Below are 20,042 nucleotides of genomic sequence, written 5' to 3' on the forward strand. Positions count from 1 at the left end.
AGTCGCGGCCACAATCCTAGGAGGCGCCTTGCTGAACAAGCACATCATCGAAGCCATAATAAACACCGTTGACGATGACCAAGGAAACGTTGTCATTGTTCACGAGCAACCATTGGCAGTGGTGAAGCAACTCACTGAAAGCCTCGCGGGAATCGCAGTAGTGCGCTGGTCCAACGGTCACGAATCAATCGAAATTGATAACGGATCATGGGTAAAGGTCATACGACCCAGCGGACATGGGAGAGGCCTAGTTGCCAACCTCCTAGTGCTACCAACAAACCTTAGTCTTGATAAACGCGCCGAACTCGCGCCGGTCATAGCCACCGGTGGCGATGTACTCGGCTACCTAGCCCCCCTGCTCAGTAAGACCCCCACCCCAGGCGAAGACCCTGGGCAGTACCTCCACCCCGGCAACACCCCTGCCCCCTAAGACCCTCGGTCAACGTCACCTATCCGCTTTGTCATGTGGGCGACATAGGAACGAAGAGTGAGCCGCCATGAGCAAGCCCGATACTCCTTACGGTCGGGCGCACACTCTGCCGAGAACAACCACGCAACACCCGCAAGGCAACGAAGCCAAGCAACAAGGCGGTGAACCATGGCCACATCACGCACAGGCACAAGCCAATGGCTAAATACCGCCCGCAAAGTCCTAAGAGACGCGCAAGACAACGGACAAACCAAATGCGTTTACTGCTCACATAGGCTCAACTACCAAGACCGAAGAGCATTCAACGGCGCACAGGTTGACCACATCATCCCGCATTCCAAAGGCGGCACCGATGACCCCTCAAACCTTGTTGTCTGTTGCCGACAATGCAACATCAGCAAAGGCAACCGCACCGCCCCCAAAACAAAAAGCATCCTCGCCCGCCAACCCCTCAAAACCTCACGCAAATGGTGAAGCGAAACCCACAGCCTGTGGAAAAAGTCGCGGGCAAAAAGGGTGGGGGTAAGGGGTTGACAGGGGGTGCCGGGTTCGCCCCTCCTTGCATAGCGAAAATATCCCCCCGAGCTTTCTGGCTTGGGCGTTTGGCTGGCTTTTGCCTCTGACTAGGTGTTTTGCAAATGGCCGTTTCGACCGATTTTAGGCTTGGTTTCGGTTAGGTTGCGCGCCCGTAAAAATCCCCGTGATTCCGGGGTTTATCCGTTACAAAATGGTAGAATTAGGGCATGGAAACGAAGCGTTGCGCGTATGCAAAATGTGGCGGGCCGATGAACCTGCCTCGCGCTGGAGCACGCTTTTGCAGCTCGAAATGCAGGGTTTACGCGCACCGCGAGGAAAAGCGTTTCCCGGTTGAGATGACTTCGCGTGACCGTTGGGTAAGGCGTACCAATTCCAAGCGCCCGGTGACCGCTTCAGGCAGTCCGGCGAGTTCTACGGATTCGCGCACATGGTCGGACTTTGCGACTGCTCGCGGGTCATCTGCTGGCGTTGGCATGGGTTTTGTTTTGGGTGACGGTATCGGCTGTTACGACTTTGACCATTGCATCGCGAATGGGCGGGTTGCCGGTTGGGCTGCTGAGGCAATCCAGGCGATTCCTGAACGGATTATTTTCACTGAGATTTCGCAGTCTTCCGAGGGCGTTCATGTCTTCGTTGAAGCTGAAGAGGGGCCGGGGCGCAAGATTCGCGACGGTCGGAACATCGAACGATACACGGCGGGCCGTTACATCGCAGTTACGGGGCGCATCTTCAAGCTGTAGGGGGTAACCGGTGGATATTCCTGTTGGGCTTGGTGAACGTGGCGTTGAGATTTGGAAGGCGCTAAGGACGGGCGAGATTGCTCGCGATGCTCTGGTGCTTGAGGCCGCTCGCACGGCTGATCGCCTGGATGAACTCGATAACGTCATTCAGGGCAAGGGTGTTTTAGAGCTGATGGTTTTCCGGCTTGATTTCCCTGAAGCCGAGGATGAACCTTTTTCGGTTGAAGTGAAGTTTCAAAATGTCCTTAGCGAAGCTCGCCAACAGCAATCGGTGTTCGCGACTTTGGTCGAAAAGATTGCTCGCTTCGGGCTTTCAGCAACCGCACCTAAGGGCGGTGAGGCTAAGCCGGTTCCGGCTGGCGTGACTGCTCTTGACGAAATTCGGGCGAGGGTGGCTCAACAAACTGGTTAGCGGGTGATTCTGTCGTGTCATTCGCCGGTAATCAGTCCGCTCGCTATCAGATTTCGCCTAAGTGCAAGAATGCGAGTTTGGTTCACGCTGAAGCGTGTATTGAGCTTGCCGCCGCTTACGGGCTGATCTTGGATGAATGGCAAGCGAATGCGGTTCGCATTTGGTTTCGCATGACTGAAGAAGGGCGATGGGTAGCTTCTACTTGGGGGCTGTCTGTTGCTCGCCAGAATGGCAAGAATGGCGCACTTGAGGCCGTGGAGCTTTACCTGATGGTTGTTCTCGGATTCAAGATTTTGCACACTTCGCACTTGCTCACGTCGGCGCGCAAGGCGTTCAAGCGTCTCATGTCGTTCTTTGGTCGCAAGGTCAATGACCCTAACGCGCCGTTCCCTGAGCTCAATGCAATGGTTGTTGAGATTCGTAAAACGAACGGCCAAGAGGCGATTGAGCTTAGCAATGGTGGGCTTATCGAGGTCGGCGCCCGTACTGGTGGCGCTGGTCGTGGCTCTTCGTTCGATTTCTTGATTGTTGACGAAGCTCAGGAATACGAGGAAGACGAGCAGGAGGCTCTAGAAGCCACCGTTTCAGCTTCGCCTTCGGGTGACCCGGTGATTGTCTATATGGGCACGCCTCCGAAGACAGACGGCGAGCGAGGCGCGCCTTTTATTCGTGTTCGCTCGGCTGCTGTTACGGGCCGGTCTAACCGTTCTGCTTGGGTAGAGCATTCACCCCAGGGCGAGTTGGACAAGATGACCGAGATTGAGCTTCAGGCCTTCGTTCGCGACCGCAAGAACTGGGCTGATGCAAACCCAGCTGGCGGGTCGCGTATCGCTGAATCAACCATTGAAGGCGAATGCGAGCGTATGTCAGCGCGAAGCTTTGCGCGTGAACGGTTGAACATGTTCCCGTCACCTGCAGCGAAGTTGGAACTGGCGTTCACTGAGAAGGTTTTGAAGCGCCAAGCGTTGACTGCTGAGCAGATTGATTCTGAGGTTGCGCCGATTGCTTTCGGGCTGGATATGAATCCTGAGAAAACCCGTATTTCGATTTGCGCGGCGTTGCCGACTGATGACGCGATGCATTTGGAACTTGCGGCGAACACTGATTTTGATTCGGGCGGCATTTCGGCGGTTGTCGAATGGTTCTGGGAACGGTGCAAGCGTCGAATCCCGGTAGTACTTGATGCTTACAGCCCAGCTCGCGACCTGCTAGAGACGCCGTTGAAAAAGCGCGGGCTCATGGTTCGAGTTCTGGACGCCAACGAGTTCACCCAGGGCTGCGGCCAGCTTTATCACGCATTCCACCGTGAACAGTCGGTGACGTGGTTCGTTGAGCAAGACGCCTTCTACGAGTCATTGAAATGCACAGTCAAGGACCCAATCAAAAATCGACCAGGTTCATTCAAATGGAACCGAACAGATTTGGAAGTTGACCTAATGCCAACCATGGCAGCCACTTGCGCGCTATTCGGAGCGACGAAGTTTGCTCGGCGACAACGGTCAACATCTAAAGAAACTACGAAGAAACGCCATGCGGTAGTTCTCTAATTGAAAGGCGGCGATGCGCGTGAAACGTGAATTGGACGCATCGGAGCGCTCTTTATTCGAAGGAATGCTTCGCACCATTCGCAAGCGCTCTCACCGCAATAATTTGCGAAAGAACTTGCATGATTCAAAGCGCCGTCTAGATCGCATCGGCTTTTCAGTTCCTCCGCATATGGTTGACTTTCAAACGCCGGTCGGCTGGGCTGAAAAAACTGTTTCAGTTCCGGCATCTCGTATTCGCCCAGAAGGATTCCGGCTGCCGGGCAACGCTAGCGCCCTGGCCGACCTAAAAGAGACATTTGAAGGCCGCTACGTTGCACGTTCCTTGCGTGGCGCTATCAAGTCTTCAATGAAGCATGGCCCGGCCTTCGTCTTCACTTCTAAAGGCGTCATGGATGCGGGCGAACCTGAGGTTGTCATCTCTGTCCGGTCGGCGCTTGAATCTACCTGCATTATGGACCCGCGCACCGGCACTGTTTCGGCGGCTCTAGAAGTTCTAGACGGTTCCAAGACCAATCTGCATGTGCCCGGCTGGATTCTTGCCGTTGACCGCGTAGACGGACGTTGGGTTGTCGTTGAGAAAGCGCGCCAAGATCATGACGTGGTTGGCTGCGAGCCTTTCATTTGGGATTGGGATATTGACCGGCCTTTTGGCCGCTCGCGTATTACCCGTCCGCTGATTGGCTCGATTGAGCGTGGCGTTCGCACTTTGCTTCGCATGGAAGTAACTGCGGAGTTCTTTAGTGCTCCTCAGCGTGCATTGCTTGGTGCGAGTGAAGAGCATTTCACTGACAAAGACGGCAAACCAATTGATGTTTGGAAGGCCATAACGGGCGGCATTTGGGCGCTACCCGATATTTGGGATGACGAAGAAGGCAAGCTTGTTCGTGCACAGTTGCAACAGCTTTCTCAGGCTTCGATGCAACCGCATTCGGACATGTTCAAGTCAATCGGTTTGCAGGTTGCTTCAGAAACTTCTATGCCCATGAGCTATTTGGGCATCCAGGAGAATCAACCGGCGTCGGCAGACGCGATTCGAGCTGCTGAAGCTGACATGGTTTCGCTGATCGAATATCAGATTGAACTGTCTTACGAATCGGCGATGTTGAATCTTGCGCGCAAGGTTCTCGCTGTGAAGCGTGGCGCTTCGTTCGCATCGGTTGAGGCTGATACTCGCGGGCTATCTATCAGATTCGCTGACCCTGGCACACCTACTGTTGCTGCTCGGTCGGATGCGGCCCTGAAATATGCCCAGGCGTTCCCAACCGGCGACCCCGAACTCTCCATGGAGCTCTATGGGTTATCGGATGACCAGATCAGCCGAAACATGGATTACATGCGCAAGAGCGAAGCACGCTCAATGCTGGACCGAATGGCAAACCCACAAGGAAACGCCGATTCGGAGCAGCCCGCGAACGAACCAGCGCCGAAACCGGAAACCGAGCCAATCGCCTAGTTTTCACTGAGCGACCTTTGAGCAGTTAGGGGGCGAAGTGAAACGTGCCGATGTTGACAAGTATCGTGCGGCGCTAGATAAAATTTCTGATTCGGCGAAGAAAGACCTTTCGGACGCCTACGCCCTAATGTCTGATTGGCCTATCGATCAAAAGCGCGAAGCCCTTGGCGATGTGTTTGTTGAACTATGTCGCCGATACGGTAATCTGTCCGGCACGGTTGCGGCCGAGTTCTACGACCTGCTGCGGGAACAGTCCAGCGCAACGGCAGATTATCGCGCAACGCTCGCGCCAAACGTTCCCGACGAACAAGCCAGGAACGCCTACGAATACTCGGCCCAGCAATTCGAATCAGATAACCCCGCCAAGGTAGTCGCTTCACTCAACGGGCGCTTGCAACGATTCGTGGAATACACGGCACGCGAAACCGTTCACGTCAACGCCTCTAAAGACACAGCACGCACCTTCTGGGCGCGTGTACCGGCTGGCGGTAAAACGTGCGCATGGTGCCACATGCTGGCCTCTCGCGGATGGGTCTACGCAACCGAGCAAACCGCTGGCGGTGTCGGCAACGAGTTCCACAACGATGACCGATGCATGATCATCCCGTCATTCGATGATTCGCCCGCGCTCGCCGGTTATGACCCGGATGCGCTGGAAGAGAAGTACAACAAGGCGCGTGATGAAGTTCTTTCTGATGGTTTGCAGCCTGACGATAAGACGATTGCGGGGCGCATGCGCGAGATGTTCCCGGATGATTTCACGGACGGGAAACCGCAACTGAAGCCGACTGAAAAAGCATGGAACCACATCTTGCACGGTGATGAACAAGGCGGCGGCCACTTGTTTTCCAGCGGGAAATTGGGAAAGAACCTATTCCCGAAAAACTGGGGCAAGCCTCAGATCGATCACGCTATATTTACGACACTTCGCCGAGGGAAAAAATCCGCTCCAGATGATGCACTTGAGCTGGCCGAAGGAATATATCAAGACATTCTGATTCGAGTCGTGGTCAAGGAGGGTGCCATTCACAGCGCGTACCCAATGCGAGGCGCCGAAATTTTCAAACTTACCGAAAGTGGGCTGAAGCCAGAGAAGCTTCGGAACATCGACAGATCGAGGTATCCTAGGACTTATGAGTAACCTAGTAGATTTCGCGCAGCGTTTAGCTGATGACGTGCGCCCTGGTTTGAAGCCAGAAGAAATTGAACTGGTTGATGAATTCAACGATGCTGGCGAAGAATGGCTTGCCGCTGATGTTGCCATGTCCTTTGCGGCAAAAAACGATTTCCCCGTGGACGGTGAACTTATCGACGAGTTCAAGCAGTTTGGCGACCCCAAACGCGTTGCCGCCGTTATTAGGCGAAGCACCGCCGCCTAACCAAATATTTTCCTAACCCCGTGTCCTGGTGACGCGGGGTTTTTTCATGCCCGAAAGCTGTTTGCTTTCGGGCTTTAGTTTTCCCGCCCTAGATGGTGCCGGGGTAGTTGCCGAGACGGCAAAAAATCACTGTGGAGGTAAGAATGTCTCGTTTTGCTATGCCTATTTTTGAGCAGGTCCCTAGTTACATGTCCGTGATGGGCATGCGCGGAGCTCGGTTCATTGAGGGCAACGACGGTTCTGGCGCGGACGGCAAGCCGGGCGGCGAAGATTCGGGCGAAGGCTCGAATAACGACGCGTCTAACGAAGGCGAGCCAAGAGACGAAGGCAAGCCAGAAGGCGGCGAAAAGCCAGAAGACGGCAAACCTGAGGGCGACGAAGGCGAAAAGCCTGAGGACGATTTCAAGTCCGACGAATCCAAGAAATCGCTCCTAGCCGACCTGCGAAAAGCGCGTGATGACCGCAATTCACTGCGCACCGAGAACGAGGCATTGACCGAATCCATCACCGAACGCGACGCGACGATTGCCACGAAAGATGCCGAGTTGGCCGCTAAGGATTCTCAGATTGAGGTCTTGAAGCTGGCTGCAGCCCACCACATCGAAGACGAATCGGACATTGAACTGCTGACTTCAGTAACCGATGCCGACAAGCGGTCGAATCTCGCCAAGCGACTAGCGACCGATGCGCGCAACCGGGTGAACCGACGCGTTGGCGCTGGCGGCGGTGGAGCGCCCGCGAGCTCTTTGGACGCAGGGCGCGACCTCTACGAAAGCCGAAAAAAGTAAGCAAACCTTTTACCCCTTTAGGAGGGAACCATGGATATCACTATCAAGCGTGAATCCTTCGGCCAGGATGACCAGTCTTGGCTCGGCTCTGCCCACGGCACTAACGCGGCGCAGACCATTACCTTGGACGCTTCGACGTTCACTAAGGCTACTCATTACCCTGACGGCTGGCTGAAGTCTGGCCTTCCGCTGGCTAAATCCGGCGAGAAGTACGTTCTTTGGACTGCTGAAGCCGTTTTGGCTGGCTTCTTGTTCACTACTGTGCGAGTTCCCGAGGATACCGCGACCCCAATCGGCGGCGCGATTCTTGAGCATGGTCGCGTGAAGACCGCCAAGCTGCCCGTATCCGTAGACGCTGCCGGTCAGGAAACTGCTGCCGGTCGAATCATTTTCGCCTAGGAGGCAACCTAAATGGCACTAGTGCTATCCACTGAATACATTGACCCCGCCGAGCTGACCGGTTATGTTCGCTCTGCGCTGGCCGATCTGCCGCAGAACGCTTTCGCCCTGTCGGCTTACCTTCCGGACGTTACAACCGATGACATTGACTTCCGTGCGTCGGTTGGCGGCGGCGGCCTCTCTCGCGCTGCTTCGTTCCGTGCCTACGATGCCGAGTCGCCCATTTCGGGCCGTACCGGCATTTCTCGCATCAATGGCGAGCTGCCTCCAATTTCGGAGAAGCGCCGCCTGGGCGAGTACGACCGCCTGAAGATGCGCAAGCTTGACGAAGGCATCAAGAATGCGATTCTGAATGATGCGGTTGAGCTCGCAAAAGCAATCAAGGCGCGTCTTGAGATTGCGCGTGGCGAGGCTTTGAACTTGGGCAAGGTTACCTTGTCTGAGAACGGGCTTGCACTTGAGGCCAATTTCGGTCGCAAGGCAAGCCATACGCAGACCGCTGTAATTCGATGGGATCAGGCCGGTTCCGACCCTATCGCGGACTTGCTGGCATGGTCTGCCGTGTACAAGGCAACCAACGGTATCCGACCTGCCGAGGCGCTGGTTTCCGACCAGCTCATTTCGGTGCTTTTGCGCAACAGCGCAATCCGTGGCTACATCCTGCCAGCGGGTTCGACTCAGAACATCGTCACCGTGGATGCCTTGAACGCGCTGCTGGCTTCGTTCCAGTTGCCTAAGTTCACCGTTTACGAAGCCCAGATTCAGGGGGAGGACGGCAACGCGCAGTCAATCCTTGACCCTAAGCGCGTTCTGTTCCTGCCACCTGCGGGCCAGAAGATCGGCGAAACCCTTTGGGGCGTTACCGCCGAGGCACTGGACGAGAACTACGGCATCGACTCGACCGACGCGCCGGGCATCGTGGTTGGCTCCTACTCGGACAATGACCCAGTGTCTCAGTGGACTAAGGCGTCTGCAATCGCGCTGCCGGTAGTTCCAAACGCAAACCTGACCCTTTCCGGCCTGGCGCTCACCTAGCCACTAGCCAACGTCGGGCCGTCCAAAGTTTGGGCGGCCCAACGTGGCATCAATCTTGGAGGTTCCTATTATGGGAAACATTTCTTTAGGCCATTCTTCGGCGCTTGACGCATCCGGCAAGTTGCACGAGTTCCAGCCGGGCGACGAATTGCCCGATTGGGTTACCGCTAAGCGCAATGACTCGAATGCGCTTGCCGTGCAGTTCACTTCGGGCGCGCCGGATGAAGTTGGCTTGATCATTGCTCGCGCCGAGAATGACGCGGCGGGGATCATCGCTAAGGCTGAAGCTGAGGCAAAGGCCATTCTTGCCGAAGCCAAGGCGCAGGTCGCTTCCGACCCTGATGCAAACACAGAGGGCACAGGCGACGCGCAGAGCGACGCAAACGGCAAGGGTGAGGAATCGGGCGAACCAGACTTCACTAAGCCAGCCACGCCTAAGCGCGGTCGCCCTCGCAAGGCTGAATAGTCATGGCCGAGCCTTTCGCTAGTCTTGAAGATTTGGTGAAGCACTGGCCGGACTTACCTGAGGAACTTCGCGAGGTCGCGGAAACGAAACTTGCCGAGGCGAGCACCATTATTCGGGGCCTTTATCCCGGTATCGATGGGCGTATCAGTTCGGGCAAGTTAGACACGGATGTTGTGAAGCTTGTTGTGTGCCAAATGGTCGCAACAGCGTTGAAGCGTGAAGTTGATGCAAGCGACGGCGACGATGTTTCTCAACAGACATTTACGGCTGGCCCGTTCTCTCAGTCGCTTTCCTTCCGCGCCCGCGAGGCCTCCTTGTTCCTTACCAAGTTGCACCGGCAATTGCTGGGCGGAGGGAATCGGAACCGCAAGGCATTCATGATCATTCCAGGGCGGTGAGCATGCCGGTTTTTCCTGAGCGGTTCAAAGTCTTGCATGAAGCGCGTGCTGTTGACGCGGTAGACGATTGGGGAAACCCTATCGAGGTTTTCTTGCCGCCGATTGAAGTCAGCGTTTACGGGTGGGGGCCTCCTGGCCCGGATCAGCCTATTCGCGATCTTTCCTCAGGCATTGACCACGACATTGACCTATATTGCTCCAAGCCGTTCACCCAGCACCGGGACAAGGTGACGCTACCTAACGAACCGGAACCACTGGAGGCGCAGGGAAAGCCCGAGGACTTCAACCACGGACCATTTGGATTCACGCCCGGTTATCGAATCAGGCTCAAAAGAGTAGAGGGGTAACCATGGCGAAAACCAAAGTGAAGCTGCACATTGCCGGATTCAACGAGCTTCGTAAGCGCGGCGAAGTTGAGGCAGTAGTGAGCGGCGAAGCTGAGCGCATCGCTGTCAAAGCAGGCGAGGGCTTCGAAGTTGGAGTGCATCAGATGGGCAATCGTGTAATCGCGAACGTTTACACACAAACAGCCGATGCGATGCGTGCAGAGGCGAAGGCTGGCGCTCTGTCTAAGGCGGTGGGCGGTGGCTGAACTATTACGTTACGGCAATCATTTGTCAGCGATCCAGGCGGCACTGTCTACGCCCCTCGCGGTTCGCATTGCAGTTATTCGCGTGCCTAATCCACGGCCGACGAAGTTCGTTCTCATAGAGCCTTCAGGGGGTAGCGATGAATCGATTGTGCATGGTTGGCGGTCCGTCATTGTTGATTCCTGGGGTGCAAGCGAGGCCGAAGCTTTTGACCTCGCGTTAGACGTTGAAGCGCATTTGAAAGCGCTACGGAATGAGCGGCTGAAGAGCGTGCTCATTTATAAAGCTCGCCCGTCTGGCGGGATCGTGTGGATGCCTGACCCTGATGCGAAGGTTCCACGCTTTAGACAAAATTACGAAATCTTGACAAGGAGCGAAGCTATTTAGCTTCGCTCCTTTTTTATGCCCAGAAAGGGGTAAGTCATGGTGAATACTGCTCAGAATGTTCGCGTCGCCACTACCGGCGCCGTGTCGTTCGCACCCATCGCGACAACACTGCCGACCGATGCTGTTGCGGCGCTCGCAGCCGCCTTCAAGGACGTTGGATACATCGGCCCTGACGGCGTTACTCAGGCCATCGAAACAGACGTTACCGACATTACGGCGTGGCAGAACGGCGACACCGTTCGCAAGGTTCAGACCTCGCATGACGTGACGTTCCAGCTTGTCATGTTGGAAACTAACGCGCTGTCGCTGCAGATCTATTACGCGGACGCTACCGCCACCGCTTCGGCAGTCAAGGTGACCGGCGCGCAGTCGCCACACAACGTCGTTGTCATCGACGTTCTCGATGACAAGCACTCGATTCGAATCGTCTTGCCTGATGCGCAGGTGACTGAGCGAGGCGAAATCGTTTACCAGAACGAAGAGGCTACCGGTTACGACATTACGTTGACCGCTTACCCAGACGCGGACGGCGTGAAGGCCTACATCTACCTGGATGACGGCGAAGCCTAGCCACTGAAAACCACCTGTCGGGCGTGCTTTAGCGGGGCCGCGCCCGACAGGATTCTAAAACCTTTTGCCCTGCTCACCATTTTTAGGAGGCCCCGCTGTGGCTGAAGCAATCAAGGTAACTGATTCCACGAAGATTCCCGCTGGCGCTAAGAAGCCCCAGGACCGCAAGAAGAAAGTCGTCATTGAAGATGGCTACCGCGTCATCGAGCTGCGGGGCATTGAGCTTCGCATTCGTGAAGAGCTGTTCGATGACTTCGAACTGTTGGATGAACTGAGCTACGTTGACGAAAACCCCGGCTACTCGGGACGGCTGTTGCGTCGAATGGTCGGCAAGCCCAAGTATGACGAGCTATTGGAGAAGATCCGCGACGAAGAGACTGGCCGCGTGAACATCACGGATGGTGCGCAGTTGCTCGCTGATCTGCTGGAAGCAGCAACCCCAAACTAACCAAGCTCGCCTATCTCTTATCAGAGTATGGCGGGCAGGTTAGAGCTGACGTGCGCAGGTTCTACGGCCTGAGCATGGCAGAGTTGCGGGCGCTTGGCTTGCGTGAAGCGACTGACCTTGTGGTTCATCTTCCCGAGGAATCAGTGACTCTGACGGCGGTTGCTGGCGGCTGGTCATTGGCGCATCAGTTGGCCGCCGCGCAGATTGATGAACTGCGCGTGCTGGTTTGGCAGAAAACCAAGGATGGGCAAAAGGGAAAGAAGCCCCCTAAGCCAATTCCCCGTCCAGGGTTCGAAGATACGTCTTCGCAGAACTTTAGCGCTCGGCCTGTGTCCATCAAGGAAATGCAGAAACGCATGGCCGAAAGGCGCGCTCGCCAGCCTGACGATGGGCTCGTTGAGTATCGGGCGAAAGACGGTCGCATTCTTCGCATCACGCCGAAGCAAGCCGCCTACTTCAATCGCAAATCCCGCTAAATATCTACCACTGAGGGGTTGAGCGTTCATTAGCTCAACCCCTCTTTTGCACGCCCAAAATCGGGCGGGAAGGGGTGTTTTGTGGCTACCAATCTTGCTACCGCCTACGTTCAGATTCAGGCCGTCACACAGGGTATGGGCAAGCAGCTCAACCGTGATTTTGGCGGGGCCGCTGATACTGCGGGCACGAATGCTGGCAAGAGCTCAGGCAAGAAATTTGGTGGGGCATTCGCTGGCGTTGTGAAAAAGGCCGGGGCGATTGGCGCGGCGGTCGGTATTGGCTTGGCCGCCAAGGGTGGCATCTCGCGTGCGCTGAACATTGAGAACGCTCAGGCCAAGCTCAAAGGTTTGGGCAACGACACTCAGACCGTCTCAAAAATCATGGATAACGCGCTTGCGTCCGTGTCCGGTACATCCTTTGGTTTGGGTGAAGCGGCTACGACGGCAGCGGGCGCGGTTGCCGCTGGCATCAAGCCCGGCGAGGCGCTTGAGCGCATGCTCAAGTCTGTTGCTAACTCGGCGGCTTCGGCTGGCGTGGGCATGGATGAAATGGGCGCGATTTATAACAAGGTCGCAACCTCGAACAAAGCTCAGGGTGACGTTCTCGCTCAGGTCAACGAGAAGGGCATCCCACTAACAGCAACCCTTGCTAAGCAACTTGGCAAGACCGGTGCTGAAGTCGAAAAAATGGCTTCTAAGGGCGAGATTGGTTTCAAAGAGTTTGAAGCCGCCATGACCCAGGCATCAGGCAACGTTGCGGCTGAAATGGGTAAGACCTTCACCGGTTCCATGGCTAACCTTTCGGCTGCTGGTTCGCGTATCGGCGCAACGGTCGCAACCCCATTCTTGGAGATCGCCCGCGTTGGCGCGAATGCTTTGATTCCCGTTTTGGACGGTATCAACGCTGCGATCAAGCCAGCCATGGAGGCCTTCGGGCAGTGGGCGCAGCAAAACATGCCAGCCGTGTTCTCAGGTATCAGCGACGCGATTTCGCGAGTCGGCGACGTGCTCGGCCCGCTAGCTGCCCAGGTCAATTCGACTATGGGGCCGATGCTGGCTCAACTTGGCAGCGCGATTGGCCCGCTGGTAAGCCAGATTGGCGCAGCGCTCGGTCCTGTGTTCGCGCAGATCGGCGCGGCGATTACTCCGTTGATTCCTCAGATTATTGAGTTCGCTACGTCGTTCTCGCCTATCTCGCTGATTGTTCAGGCGCTGTTGCCGGTGTTGCCTCAGGTCGCTGCCATGCTCGGCACTCTTGGCACAGCGTTTGGTCAGATTGTCGCGGCGGTTCTTCCGTTGGCGGCAACGTTGATGACGGCAATTGTTCCTGTCTTCACCCAGTTGGTGTCAACGATCCTGCCAGTAGTTATCCAACTGGTGACCACTCTCGTTTCGGCGTTTGCTCCGCTTGTGGCGCAACTGGTGAGCGCGCTGGCCCCGATCCTGGGGCAACTAGCATCAAGTGTTCTACCCATGCTGGGGCAAGCGTTCACGGCGATCATGAGCGCAATCATGCCCGTGGTGAACGTGATCCTTGCGATTCTGATTCCGGCGCTTCAGATCCTCATGCCGATTGTGATCAGCATTGTCCAGGGCATCGTGAACAACGTGATCGGCGCGATTCAAGGTCTGGTCAGCGTGATCACTGGCGTGATTTCGCTGATCGGGGCGCTGTTCACAGGCAATTGGGCGCAGGTCTGGGAGTCGCTGAAGCAGATCGTTTCCGGCGCGGTCCAAGCGGTGTGGAACCTGATTCAACTTTGGTTCGTCGGCAAGATGGTCAAGGGCATCATGGCCGTGTTGAAGAGCATCACAGGTCTCTTCACCACCGGTTGGAACGCTGTAAAGTCCACCGTTCAAAGCTCTCTTGGCAGTGTCAAAGCTGCTGTTCAAACCGGAATGAATCTGGTTCGAAGCATCGTGCAGGGAACTCTCAACGCCGTGAGGAATTTCTTCTCGACGGCATTCAACGCGGTCAAGAGCTTAGTCACCAACGGAATGGCTGCGGTGCGCACGGCGGTGCAGACCGGCCTGAATGCCGTGGTGAACTTCTTCAAAGGCCTCATTGGCAACATCACCGGAGCCCTGGCAAGCCTGCCCGGCAAGCTAGGCACGATTGGCCGCCAGATGATCACAGGCATGATCGACGGCATCAAGGCCATGGCAACGCAAGTTGTCGATTCCATCGTTGGCGTGGCCAAGGGCGCAATCGACAAGGCAAAGTCATTCCTCGGCATCCATTCGCCTTCGCGTGTGTTCCGTGACGAGGTTGGCAAGCAGATTAGCCGGGGTCTGGCTGCTGGTGTGACTGCCGACAAGGACAAGGCCGTGAAAGCGGTTGAAGACTTGTCGAAGGCTGTTGCCAAGGCTGGCGAGAAGGCGATCAAGCAGGAAACGGCTAACGCCAAAGCTGATCGAACCAAGGCGAATGCGCAGATCGCGAAGCACAACAAGGCTTTGGCCAAGAAGCGTGATGCTGCTCTGGCCAAGGCCGACAAGCTGAAGAGCTCCAAGGCTCGCACTGCTGCTAAGAAGGCGGCGCGGGCCGAGTACAACGCCAATAAAAAGGACAAGTTGCCTACCTTGTCCAAGGCCGAGGCAGAGAAGGCCGCTAAGCGGAATATCCGGACGATTCAGGCAGCGCAGTCCAAGGCGCAAAGGCTTTTGGATGCCCAGGCGAAAACTACGGCTGGCATCTGGGAGTTTGGCGGGGTCAAGGGCGTTCAGCGTCTCGTGAACTCGCTGAGCAAGGCGGGCAAGTGGACGCGGAACGCGACCAAGCAAACCCGTTCGGCAACCCTCGCGGACTTGGCCAAGGCTCGCGAGGTCATGGCTGATCGCATCGAGTCCGCTAATAAGCGCCTCGATGAAATGGTTGAATACCGCAACCAGAACGCCGAGCGCATTATGGGTGAGCTCGATTTGAAGCCGACCGAGGACAAGGACGGGAAGAAAAAGAAGCTCAGTATTGCCGAGGTTTCTTCGCGTGTGAAGTCGTTGGCGGCCAAGGCGAAGCAGTTCGCCTCCAAGCTGGCGGCTTTGGGCAAGGCCGGTATTCCTCCTGGACTGATTCAGGAGATTGCGGGTTATGGCACGACTGAGGGCATTCAGGTTGCGAACGCGATTCTTTCGGGCACGAAGAAGCAGCAGTCCAACCTTTCCAAGGATTGGAAGGGGCTTGAATCGGCCTCGAATCGTTTCGGAACCGTGGCTGCTGAAGAGTTCTTCGGTGTCGGCATTGCCGCGCAACAGGGGATTATCAAGGGGCTTGAATCCGATGATAAGAAGCTGAAGAAAGCGGCTGAGAACCTGGCTTCGAAGCTGACCAAGGCGACTCGCAAGGCGTTGGGTATCCATTCGCCGTCTCGCGTGTTCCGTGATCAGGTTGGCGCTTACATTCCGGCGGGTGTTATTGCCGGCATTGATCAGGGACAGGGCGCGCTGGATAACCGGGTTGCGGGCATGGTTCGCACCGCGCCACCGGCTACGCAGACCATGGCGACAGCCCCGGCGGTTGGAGTGGACGGCGCACTGGCTGACGGGTTCACGGTCAACGGCCCGCTGGTGTCGGTGGATCGCATGGTTGTTGACAGTGACCGTCGCGTGAAGCAGGTCGCGCAGGAACTGCATACTCGCGGTTCCCGCTCGGCTCGGGCGCAAGGAAAGACTGCTATGGCTGGGGTGACGCGTTGAGTTTCATTTATGGCGGTACAGATTCGACCAGCCTGGCCGGGGTGACGGCTACTCTTACCGAGTGGCCGTCACTGGACGGCCTGAGCCTTGTCACTGATGCGATACCGGGGCACGACGGTCGAACGTATCACGGGACGACTCGCGAGTACTCGCAGTTCGTTTTCGACGTGATCATTTCAGGAGCTTCGGCGACTGAGGTTGCTCAGCGTCGCGATAATTTCGTTGGCATGATTGACCCGTCTCGCGGGCCGCGTCCGCTGGTCGTTGAGTTCGATACGTTGTGGCAATGGCAAGACGTGATGGTTTCGGATGCGATCAAGTGGGAGCGTTTCGGCTGGCAGCGCGGTTCGGGCTTCAACCTTCGTGCTGAAGTCACCTTCGAAACGGTTGGTTTGCCGGATGCCCGGGAGGTTGCCCCGCAATCAGTGCCGTTCACTGGATCGACTTTGTTCACGTTGTCGCGAGGCAACACGGCAACATATCCAAAGATCACTTTTCCGGCGACGAACGCGACTGGCCAACCGCCTTTCGTGGTCAAGGTCGGTTCCTTCTCAGTTGAAATCAAGTCGGGCATTGCCACGGGGTTGCGCGCCTCTTTGGACTGGGAAACTTACGAGTTCTATTTGCTGAATGCCTCGGGCGCTAGGGTGGCTTCTTTGGTTCCGTTCATGAGCCATTACGATCGCCCGATGCTGGCCCAGGGCGTGCCTACTTCGATCAGTGTCACCAAGTCTGGGGCGAACGTCTCCGGCGTGGTTCTGTATCCGAATAATCGGAGGGTTTAGTCAATGTACGATGACCGGTTTGCCTGGTCGGGCGAAATCCCTCTGGGGTTCCCCGGCCTAAACCCTGTTGCCTTGCAACGCATCACCCCTGACGCTGGGCTGATCTACAGCGACAGTGTCACGCCAGCGCGCAAATGGTCGCGTGTGGTCGGTGGCGCTAACGACGGCTATGTTCAGGGCGCGTGGGGCTACCAAATGAGCCTGAACAGCGTCAATCCGGCCACGGATAAGGGCGGCTTCAAGCTACCGCATTTCGCGGGCTTGTGGCCGTCCTCAGGCAAATTGCTCATGGGCTTGTGGACGCGGCAGAACTACGTCATGGCGCACAGCCCGCTCATGTCCTCGCGTGGCGGCACACCGCTTGCCTACGTGGCGACAACCGCAGCCGGTCGGTTGCGCCATCAGGTTTACAACTCCGCTGGCGTGGCGATCCTGGATCAATACGAAGATCATCCTTGGGTTCAGACGGCTGGTTGGCAGTTCGTCGGGCAACTGCTGGACATGACCGCGAAAACGTCTCAGATGTTCTCGGTCAACCAGGCAACCAAGGCGACTTGGCTCGGGCCGGTGCGCACGTTCACGGGCACACCGAATTCCGCGTGTACTGCTGATCTTGACGTATACATGCTGCCGACTGGCAGCGTGTGGACTACAGGCGTTTTTGACGAAGCGCTTGTAGCCCACCCGACTGGCGCATTCAGCCTTGCCGATTTTGTTGATTCAATGTCGCTGGGCTTGTGGGCTGACGGGCAGTTGAACGCGAACCGCACCAACTTCACGGTGTCCGAATCGGGCATCGTGCCTAACGGTGCGAACCGGGAGATTTCAACGGGCGCTGAGCGTCTTTCGTGGACTGCGCGCCCGGTGCTGGTCGGCGCACCGGCTGGTGTAGTTCCTTATTGGTCCTCCGATAATGGCGCTTCGTGGCAGACCGGTGCCCAACTGCCAGAGCCTTTTAGCGGCCTGTTGCGCTGGACGGTCCCCATCGCCCAAGGGCAATCATTCAGCGGGTTCGATGTGGTTGAGCCCGTGGAACCTCCGCCGACGTTGGAGCCGATTGCAGACCGCTCGCTAGACCAGGGCGACATTGTGCATGTGCCGTTGGAGTTCTTCACCTATAGCGCCCCAACGTGGACGGTTGAAGCACCAGCGCTAGCGGGCGTTACCGTGACTGATGGGGTCATGTCGGTTGCAGCGGGTTTCCAAACCGGGTCGGGCTTGGTCACGGTGACGTTGTCGGATGATTTGAATCGGTCGGTTTCACGGTCATTCACGGTGACCGTGAGCCCGCGCCAGTGGGATGAACCGGATGCGCCCGAGCTGGCTCATTCGCCGATTGTTCTTTGGGGCGAGTCCTTGCCTGAGGCGGTACTGATTGATCCGTTGGATGCTGTGGTCACTAACGAAGTGAATGGCGAGCAGAAGTTCGAGTTTTCTCTTTCGCCGACGCACAAGTTTGCCGGCATTATCGACAATGAGCGATACGTGTCGGTGGCGGGGGAGAAATACCGCGTCCGACGCATTGAGAAAGGCCGCTCGGGCGGTGAGCTGACTCTTGACGTTTACGCTGAAGCGCAGTTCTACGATTTGGCTACAGCCGGCAAGGTCAGCGCCAAGAACTGGAAGCAGGTCACGGCGGGCGAAGTCATGACAACTGCCTTGTCCGGCACGGGCTGGACCGTCGGCGTTGCCAACGTGACCACGCTTCGAACCTACGAGACCGAAGAAACCAACCCTCTGGCCTTGCTGCGCACAGTCCAGGAGAACCACGGCGGCGATTTGGTGTTCGACAACAACGCCAAAAAAGTCTCACTGGTAACCCAGTCAGGGCGCACTCAGGGCGTTGGGTTCTTCTATGGTCGCGGGCTGAACGAGGCGCGGCGCATCACCGACACCACTGCGCTGGTAACGCGCTTGTATGTGAAGAACGAAGACGGGCTAACAATCGCAAGCGTCAACGGAGGTAAGCCGTACATTGACGACTTCGGTTTCACGAGCGATGTTCGCGTTGACACTTACGAGTTCAAGTCAGGCACTACGCCATTCACGATGCTCGAAATGGCTCAGGCAGTGCTTGCCAAGCGCGCCCGGCCCGAGTATTCATATGAGCTCAAGGTCAGCGATTTATCCGTTCAGTCTGGCGCGCAGTTTGACCGGTTCGGCGTTGGTGATGTGGTGACGGTTGTCGATAACGAGCTGGGCATTTCCGAGGCGCAACGAATCGTTCGGCTCGAATACGACGTGGTGAATCCTTGGGATTCTGAAATCACGTTGTCGGCAACGCTGCGCGAGGCCGGCTCGGATGACGTGAACGATTCGGGCACACTGAACACCGGTTCGGGAGTGGCCACGTTCGACCTGGTGCCTTTCAATCTGCTGCTCAATGGCCGGTTCGATAATGCTCTTGAGCATTGGGCGCACTTCGGTGCGCAGCATGTCGAGGGCGGCGTTACTGGCGATTATGCGGTGGCGCTGAGTGGCGCCGGCGAACGCTGGATTGAGCAAACAGTTCAGCCTGATAACCGGTCGGCTTACGCGCTGAGTTTCGATCTGTCTTCGGGCGGGCCGGCTGGCTGGGTTCCCAACGTGAAGGCTGAAGCTGAAGTCACTTATGAGGATGGGTCAACGGAGATTATCGAAATTGATCTTGTTTAGGGGGCTGGTGTGCCTAGTGGTGTATTGAGGGTGAATTCTCGTCCGGCGAAGATAAAGCTTCGCATCAAATCGTCGGGCGCACCGGCTTCGGCCAATGTCGAAATCACGGACGTGATGCTTCAGCCTGGGGCTTCGGTGTCCGGCTGGCTGCCGCACGTCACGGAAATGCCTTGGGTGTCTGGCGTGACTGATATGGATTCTGGAGGTGGCGGCGTGGTCATTCGTTGGGAAGATATTGAGGGCAAGCCTTTGACTTACCCGCCCGCGAATCATGCTCATGCGATTGCGGATGTTGAAGGTTTGCAAGCCGTTCTCGACGACAAGGCGACGGTCACCGTAGATCGAACTTCGGGCACGGTTGCCACGTTGGAGAAAACAGACGGTGACGTAACCCTGCTGGCAAGCACGGGGGTTCGAAACATTACCGCAGACTGGGACAATGGGATGCCCGGCGCGCCATCGTACTCACAAGCCTGGATGTATCGCGAGGGCGATAGTGTCACCCTCATGTTGAACCTTGCAAAAGACGGCGGGTCAGTGATGAAGTACATGCTGCCGTCCGGCTTTAAGCCTTCGACAGCAACCCTTGTGACTACGTCTGCATATACACGGCTGGATGCAAAGTCAGTACTTATGCAGATCAGCGGGGGAGCCATATACGGCGTTTACAACCAAGAAGCACCGATGGACGATTATTCGGACGTTGTTGGACAGTGGACGTGGCACACGTCTGACCCATGGCCAACATCCTTGCCCGGTGTTCCAACGTAACCGGGGGTTAGATGCGTGTACAGCAACCGATTTATGTCGATAAACGATTGAAATCAATTCGACTCAGGATCACGGCCACGGAC

The 20,042-nt window shown here is 56.6% G+C and carries 23 protein-coding genes; all 23 read left to right on the forward strand.

The genetic code is table 11. The features are described from left to right. Positions 1-28: 28 nt before the first annotated feature. The 23 genes from AOZ07_RS03020 (at position 29) to AOZ07_RS03125 (ending at position 19,959) form a co-directional block, all read left to right on the forward strand. Complete coding sequence (locus AOZ07_RS03020; protein WP_194943769.1) at positions 29-430, forward strand: YheU family protein; 402 nt, start codon at positions 29-31, stop codon at positions 428-430. Positions 431-598: 168 nt separating this feature from the next. Then, positions 599-904, forward strand: a complete 306-nt coding sequence (locus AOZ07_RS18070) for an HNH endonuclease (protein WP_075972403.1) — start codon at positions 599-601, stop codon at positions 902-904. A 269-nt stretch (positions 905-1,173) separates the two neighbouring features. Beyond that, a complete protein-coding gene (locus AOZ07_RS18075) occupies positions 1,174-1,707 on the forward strand; it encodes a hypothetical protein (RefSeq protein WP_075972404.1) in 534 nt (177 codons plus the stop codon). 10 nt (positions 1,708-1,717) lie between these two features. Beyond that, positions 1,718-2,119 (forward strand): hypothetical protein, encoded by a 402-nt coding sequence (locus tag AOZ07_RS03030; protein WP_060700651.1) that lies wholly within the window; start codon positions 1,718-1,720, stop codon positions 2,117-2,119. A gap of 77 nt (positions 2,120-2,196) precedes the next feature. Beyond that, entirely contained in the window at positions 2,197-3,666 is a 1,470-nt protein-coding gene (locus AOZ07_RS03035; RefSeq protein WP_060700652.1) for a hypothetical protein, read from the forward strand. Positions 3,667-3,685: 19 nt separating this feature from the next. Next, positions 3,686-5,119: a hypothetical protein gene (locus tag AOZ07_RS03040; protein ID WP_194943770.1), complete on the forward strand. Its 1,434-nt coding sequence runs from the start codon at positions 3,686-3,688 to the stop codon at positions 5,117-5,119. Positions 5,120-5,156: 37 nt separating this feature from the next. Continuing rightward, the gene (locus AOZ07_RS03045; RefSeq protein ID WP_060700654.1) at positions 5,157-6,260 is read left to right on the forward strand and encodes a VG15 protein; all 1,104 of its coding nucleotides are present in this window, start codon (positions 5,157-5,159) and stop codon (positions 6,258-6,260) included. Then, complete coding sequence (locus tag AOZ07_RS03050; protein WP_194943771.1) at positions 6,253-6,498, forward strand: hypothetical protein; 246 nt, start codon at positions 6,253-6,255, stop codon at positions 6,496-6,498. The genes AOZ07_RS03045 and AOZ07_RS03050 overlap by 8 nt, the downstream gene beginning before the upstream one ends. Before the next feature lie 143 nt (positions 6,499-6,641). Continuing rightward, on the forward strand, positions 6,642-7,286 hold the full coding sequence (locus AOZ07_RS03055) for a hypothetical protein (protein ID WP_194943772.1): 645 nt from the start codon (positions 6,642-6,644) through the stop codon (positions 7,284-7,286). A 30-nt stretch (positions 7,287-7,316) separates the two neighbouring features. Then, on the forward strand, positions 7,317-7,685 hold the full coding sequence (locus tag AOZ07_RS03060) for a hypothetical protein (RefSeq protein WP_060700657.1): 369 nt from the start codon (positions 7,317-7,319) through the stop codon (positions 7,683-7,685). 12 nt (positions 7,686-7,697) lie between these two features. Next, positions 7,698-8,720, forward strand: a complete 1,023-nt coding sequence (locus AOZ07_RS03065) for a major capsid protein (RefSeq protein ID WP_060700658.1) — start codon at positions 7,698-7,700, stop codon at positions 8,718-8,720. 70 nt (positions 8,721-8,790) lie between these two features. Continuing rightward, positions 8,791-9,186, forward strand: coding sequence for a hypothetical protein (locus AOZ07_RS03070; RefSeq protein WP_060700659.1), 396 nt, complete (start codon positions 8,791-8,793; stop codon positions 9,184-9,186). A 2-nt stretch (positions 9,187-9,188) separates the two neighbouring features. Further along, the gene (locus AOZ07_RS03075; RefSeq protein WP_060700660.1) at positions 9,189-9,584 is read left to right on the forward strand and encodes a hypothetical protein; all 396 of its coding nucleotides are present in this window, start codon (positions 9,189-9,191) and stop codon (positions 9,582-9,584) included. 2 nt (positions 9,585-9,586) lie between these two features. After that, the gene (locus tag AOZ07_RS03080; RefSeq protein ID WP_060700661.1) at positions 9,587-9,931 is read left to right on the forward strand and encodes a hypothetical protein; all 345 of its coding nucleotides are present in this window, start codon (positions 9,587-9,589) and stop codon (positions 9,929-9,931) included. A 2-nt stretch (positions 9,932-9,933) separates the two neighbouring features. Further along, entirely contained in the window at positions 9,934-10,176 is a 243-nt protein-coding gene (locus AOZ07_RS03085; RefSeq protein WP_060700662.1) for a hypothetical protein, read from the forward strand. Further along, entirely contained in the window at positions 10,169-10,561 is a 393-nt protein-coding gene (locus AOZ07_RS18655) for a hypothetical protein (protein WP_194943773.1), read from the forward strand. Before AOZ07_RS03085 ends, AOZ07_RS18655 begins: the two co-directional genes overlap by 8 nt. Positions 10,562-10,597: 36 nt before the next feature. Then, positions 10,598-11,131, forward strand: coding sequence for a phage tail tube protein (locus tag AOZ07_RS03095; RefSeq protein WP_060700664.1), 534 nt, complete (start codon positions 10,598-10,600; stop codon positions 11,129-11,131). Positions 11,132-11,228: 97 nt separating this feature from the next. Further along, positions 11,229-11,579 carry a hypothetical protein gene (locus tag AOZ07_RS03100; RefSeq protein WP_060700665.1) on the forward strand — a complete coding sequence of 117 codons (351 nt, stop codon included), beginning with the start codon at positions 11,229-11,231 and terminating at the stop codon, positions 11,577-11,579. Between the two features lie 74 nt (positions 11,580-11,653). Then, a complete protein-coding gene (locus AOZ07_RS03105) occupies positions 11,654-12,055 on the forward strand; it encodes a DUF5361 domain-containing protein (protein ID WP_194943774.1) in 402 nt (133 codons plus the stop codon). 81 nt (positions 12,056-12,136) lie between these two features. Further along, positions 12,137-15,748 carry a phage tail protein gene (locus AOZ07_RS03110; RefSeq protein ID WP_060700667.1) on the forward strand — a complete coding sequence of 1,204 codons (3,612 nt, stop codon included), beginning with the start codon at positions 12,137-12,139 and terminating at the stop codon, positions 15,746-15,748. Next, complete coding sequence (locus AOZ07_RS03115; protein ID WP_060700668.1) at positions 15,745-16,533, forward strand: phage tail family protein; 789 nt, start codon at positions 15,745-15,747, stop codon at positions 16,531-16,533. Before AOZ07_RS03110 ends, AOZ07_RS03115 begins: the two co-directional genes overlap by 4 nt. 72 nt (positions 16,534-16,605) lie before the next feature. Continuing rightward, positions 16,606-19,188, forward strand: a complete 2,583-nt coding sequence (locus AOZ07_RS03120; protein WP_194943775.1) for a phage tail protein — start codon at positions 16,606-16,608, stop codon at positions 19,186-19,188. A gap of 30 nt (positions 19,189-19,218) precedes the next feature. Beyond that, a complete protein-coding gene (locus AOZ07_RS03125) occupies positions 19,219-19,959 on the forward strand; it encodes a hypothetical protein (protein ID WP_194943776.1) in 741 nt (246 codons plus the stop codon). Positions 19,960-20,042 lie beyond the last annotated feature (83 nt).

This window comes from Glutamicibacter halophytocola (genome assembly GCF_001302565.1).
GTDB lineage: Bacteria > Actinomycetota > Actinomycetes > Actinomycetales > Micrococcaceae > Glutamicibacter > Glutamicibacter halophytocola.

Bases quoted from the DNA above. Each gene is read 5' to 3' on its own strand.
- AOZ07_RS03080 (WP_060700661.1), top strand. From the start codon at position 9,587: ATGCCGGTTTTTCCTGAGCGGTTCAAAGTCTTGCATGAAGCGCGTGCT.
- AOZ07_RS03095 (WP_060700664.1), top strand. From the start codon at position 10,598: ATGGTGAATACTGCTCAGAATGTTCGCGTCGCCACTACCGGCGCCGTG.
- AOZ07_RS18075 (WP_075972404.1), top strand. From the start codon at position 1,174: ATGGAAACGAAGCGTTGCGCGTATGCAAAATGTGGCGGGCCGATGAAC.
- AOZ07_RS03075 (WP_060700660.1), top strand. From the start codon at position 9,189: ATGGCCGAGCCTTTCGCTAGTCTTGAAGATTTGGTGAAGCACTGGCCG.
- AOZ07_RS03055 (WP_194943772.1), top strand. From the start codon at position 6,642: ATGTCTCGTTTTGCTATGCCTATTTTTGAGCAGGTCCCTAGTTACATG.
- AOZ07_RS03070 (WP_060700659.1), top strand. From the start codon at position 8,791: ATGGGAAACATTTCTTTAGGCCATTCTTCGGCGCTTGACGCATCCGGC.
- AOZ07_RS03060 (WP_060700657.1), top strand. From the start codon at position 7,317: ATGGATATCACTATCAAGCGTGAATCCTTCGGCCAGGATGACCAGTCT.
- AOZ07_RS03105 (WP_194943774.1), top strand. From the start codon at position 11,654: ATGGCAGAGTTGCGGGCGCTTGGCTTGCGTGAAGCGACTGACCTTGTG.
- AOZ07_RS18070 (WP_075972403.1), top strand. From the start codon at position 599: ATGGCCACATCACGCACAGGCACAAGCCAATGGCTAAATACCGCCCGC.
- AOZ07_RS03085 (WP_060700662.1), top strand. From the start codon at position 9,934: ATGGCGAAAACCAAAGTGAAGCTGCACATTGCCGGATTCAACGAGCTT.
- AOZ07_RS03050 (WP_194943771.1), top strand. From the start codon at position 6,253: ATGAGTAACCTAGTAGATTTCGCGCAGCGTTTAGCTGATGACGTGCGC.
- AOZ07_RS03065 (WP_060700658.1), top strand. From the start codon at position 7,698: ATGGCACTAGTGCTATCCACTGAATACATTGACCCCGCCGAGCTGACC.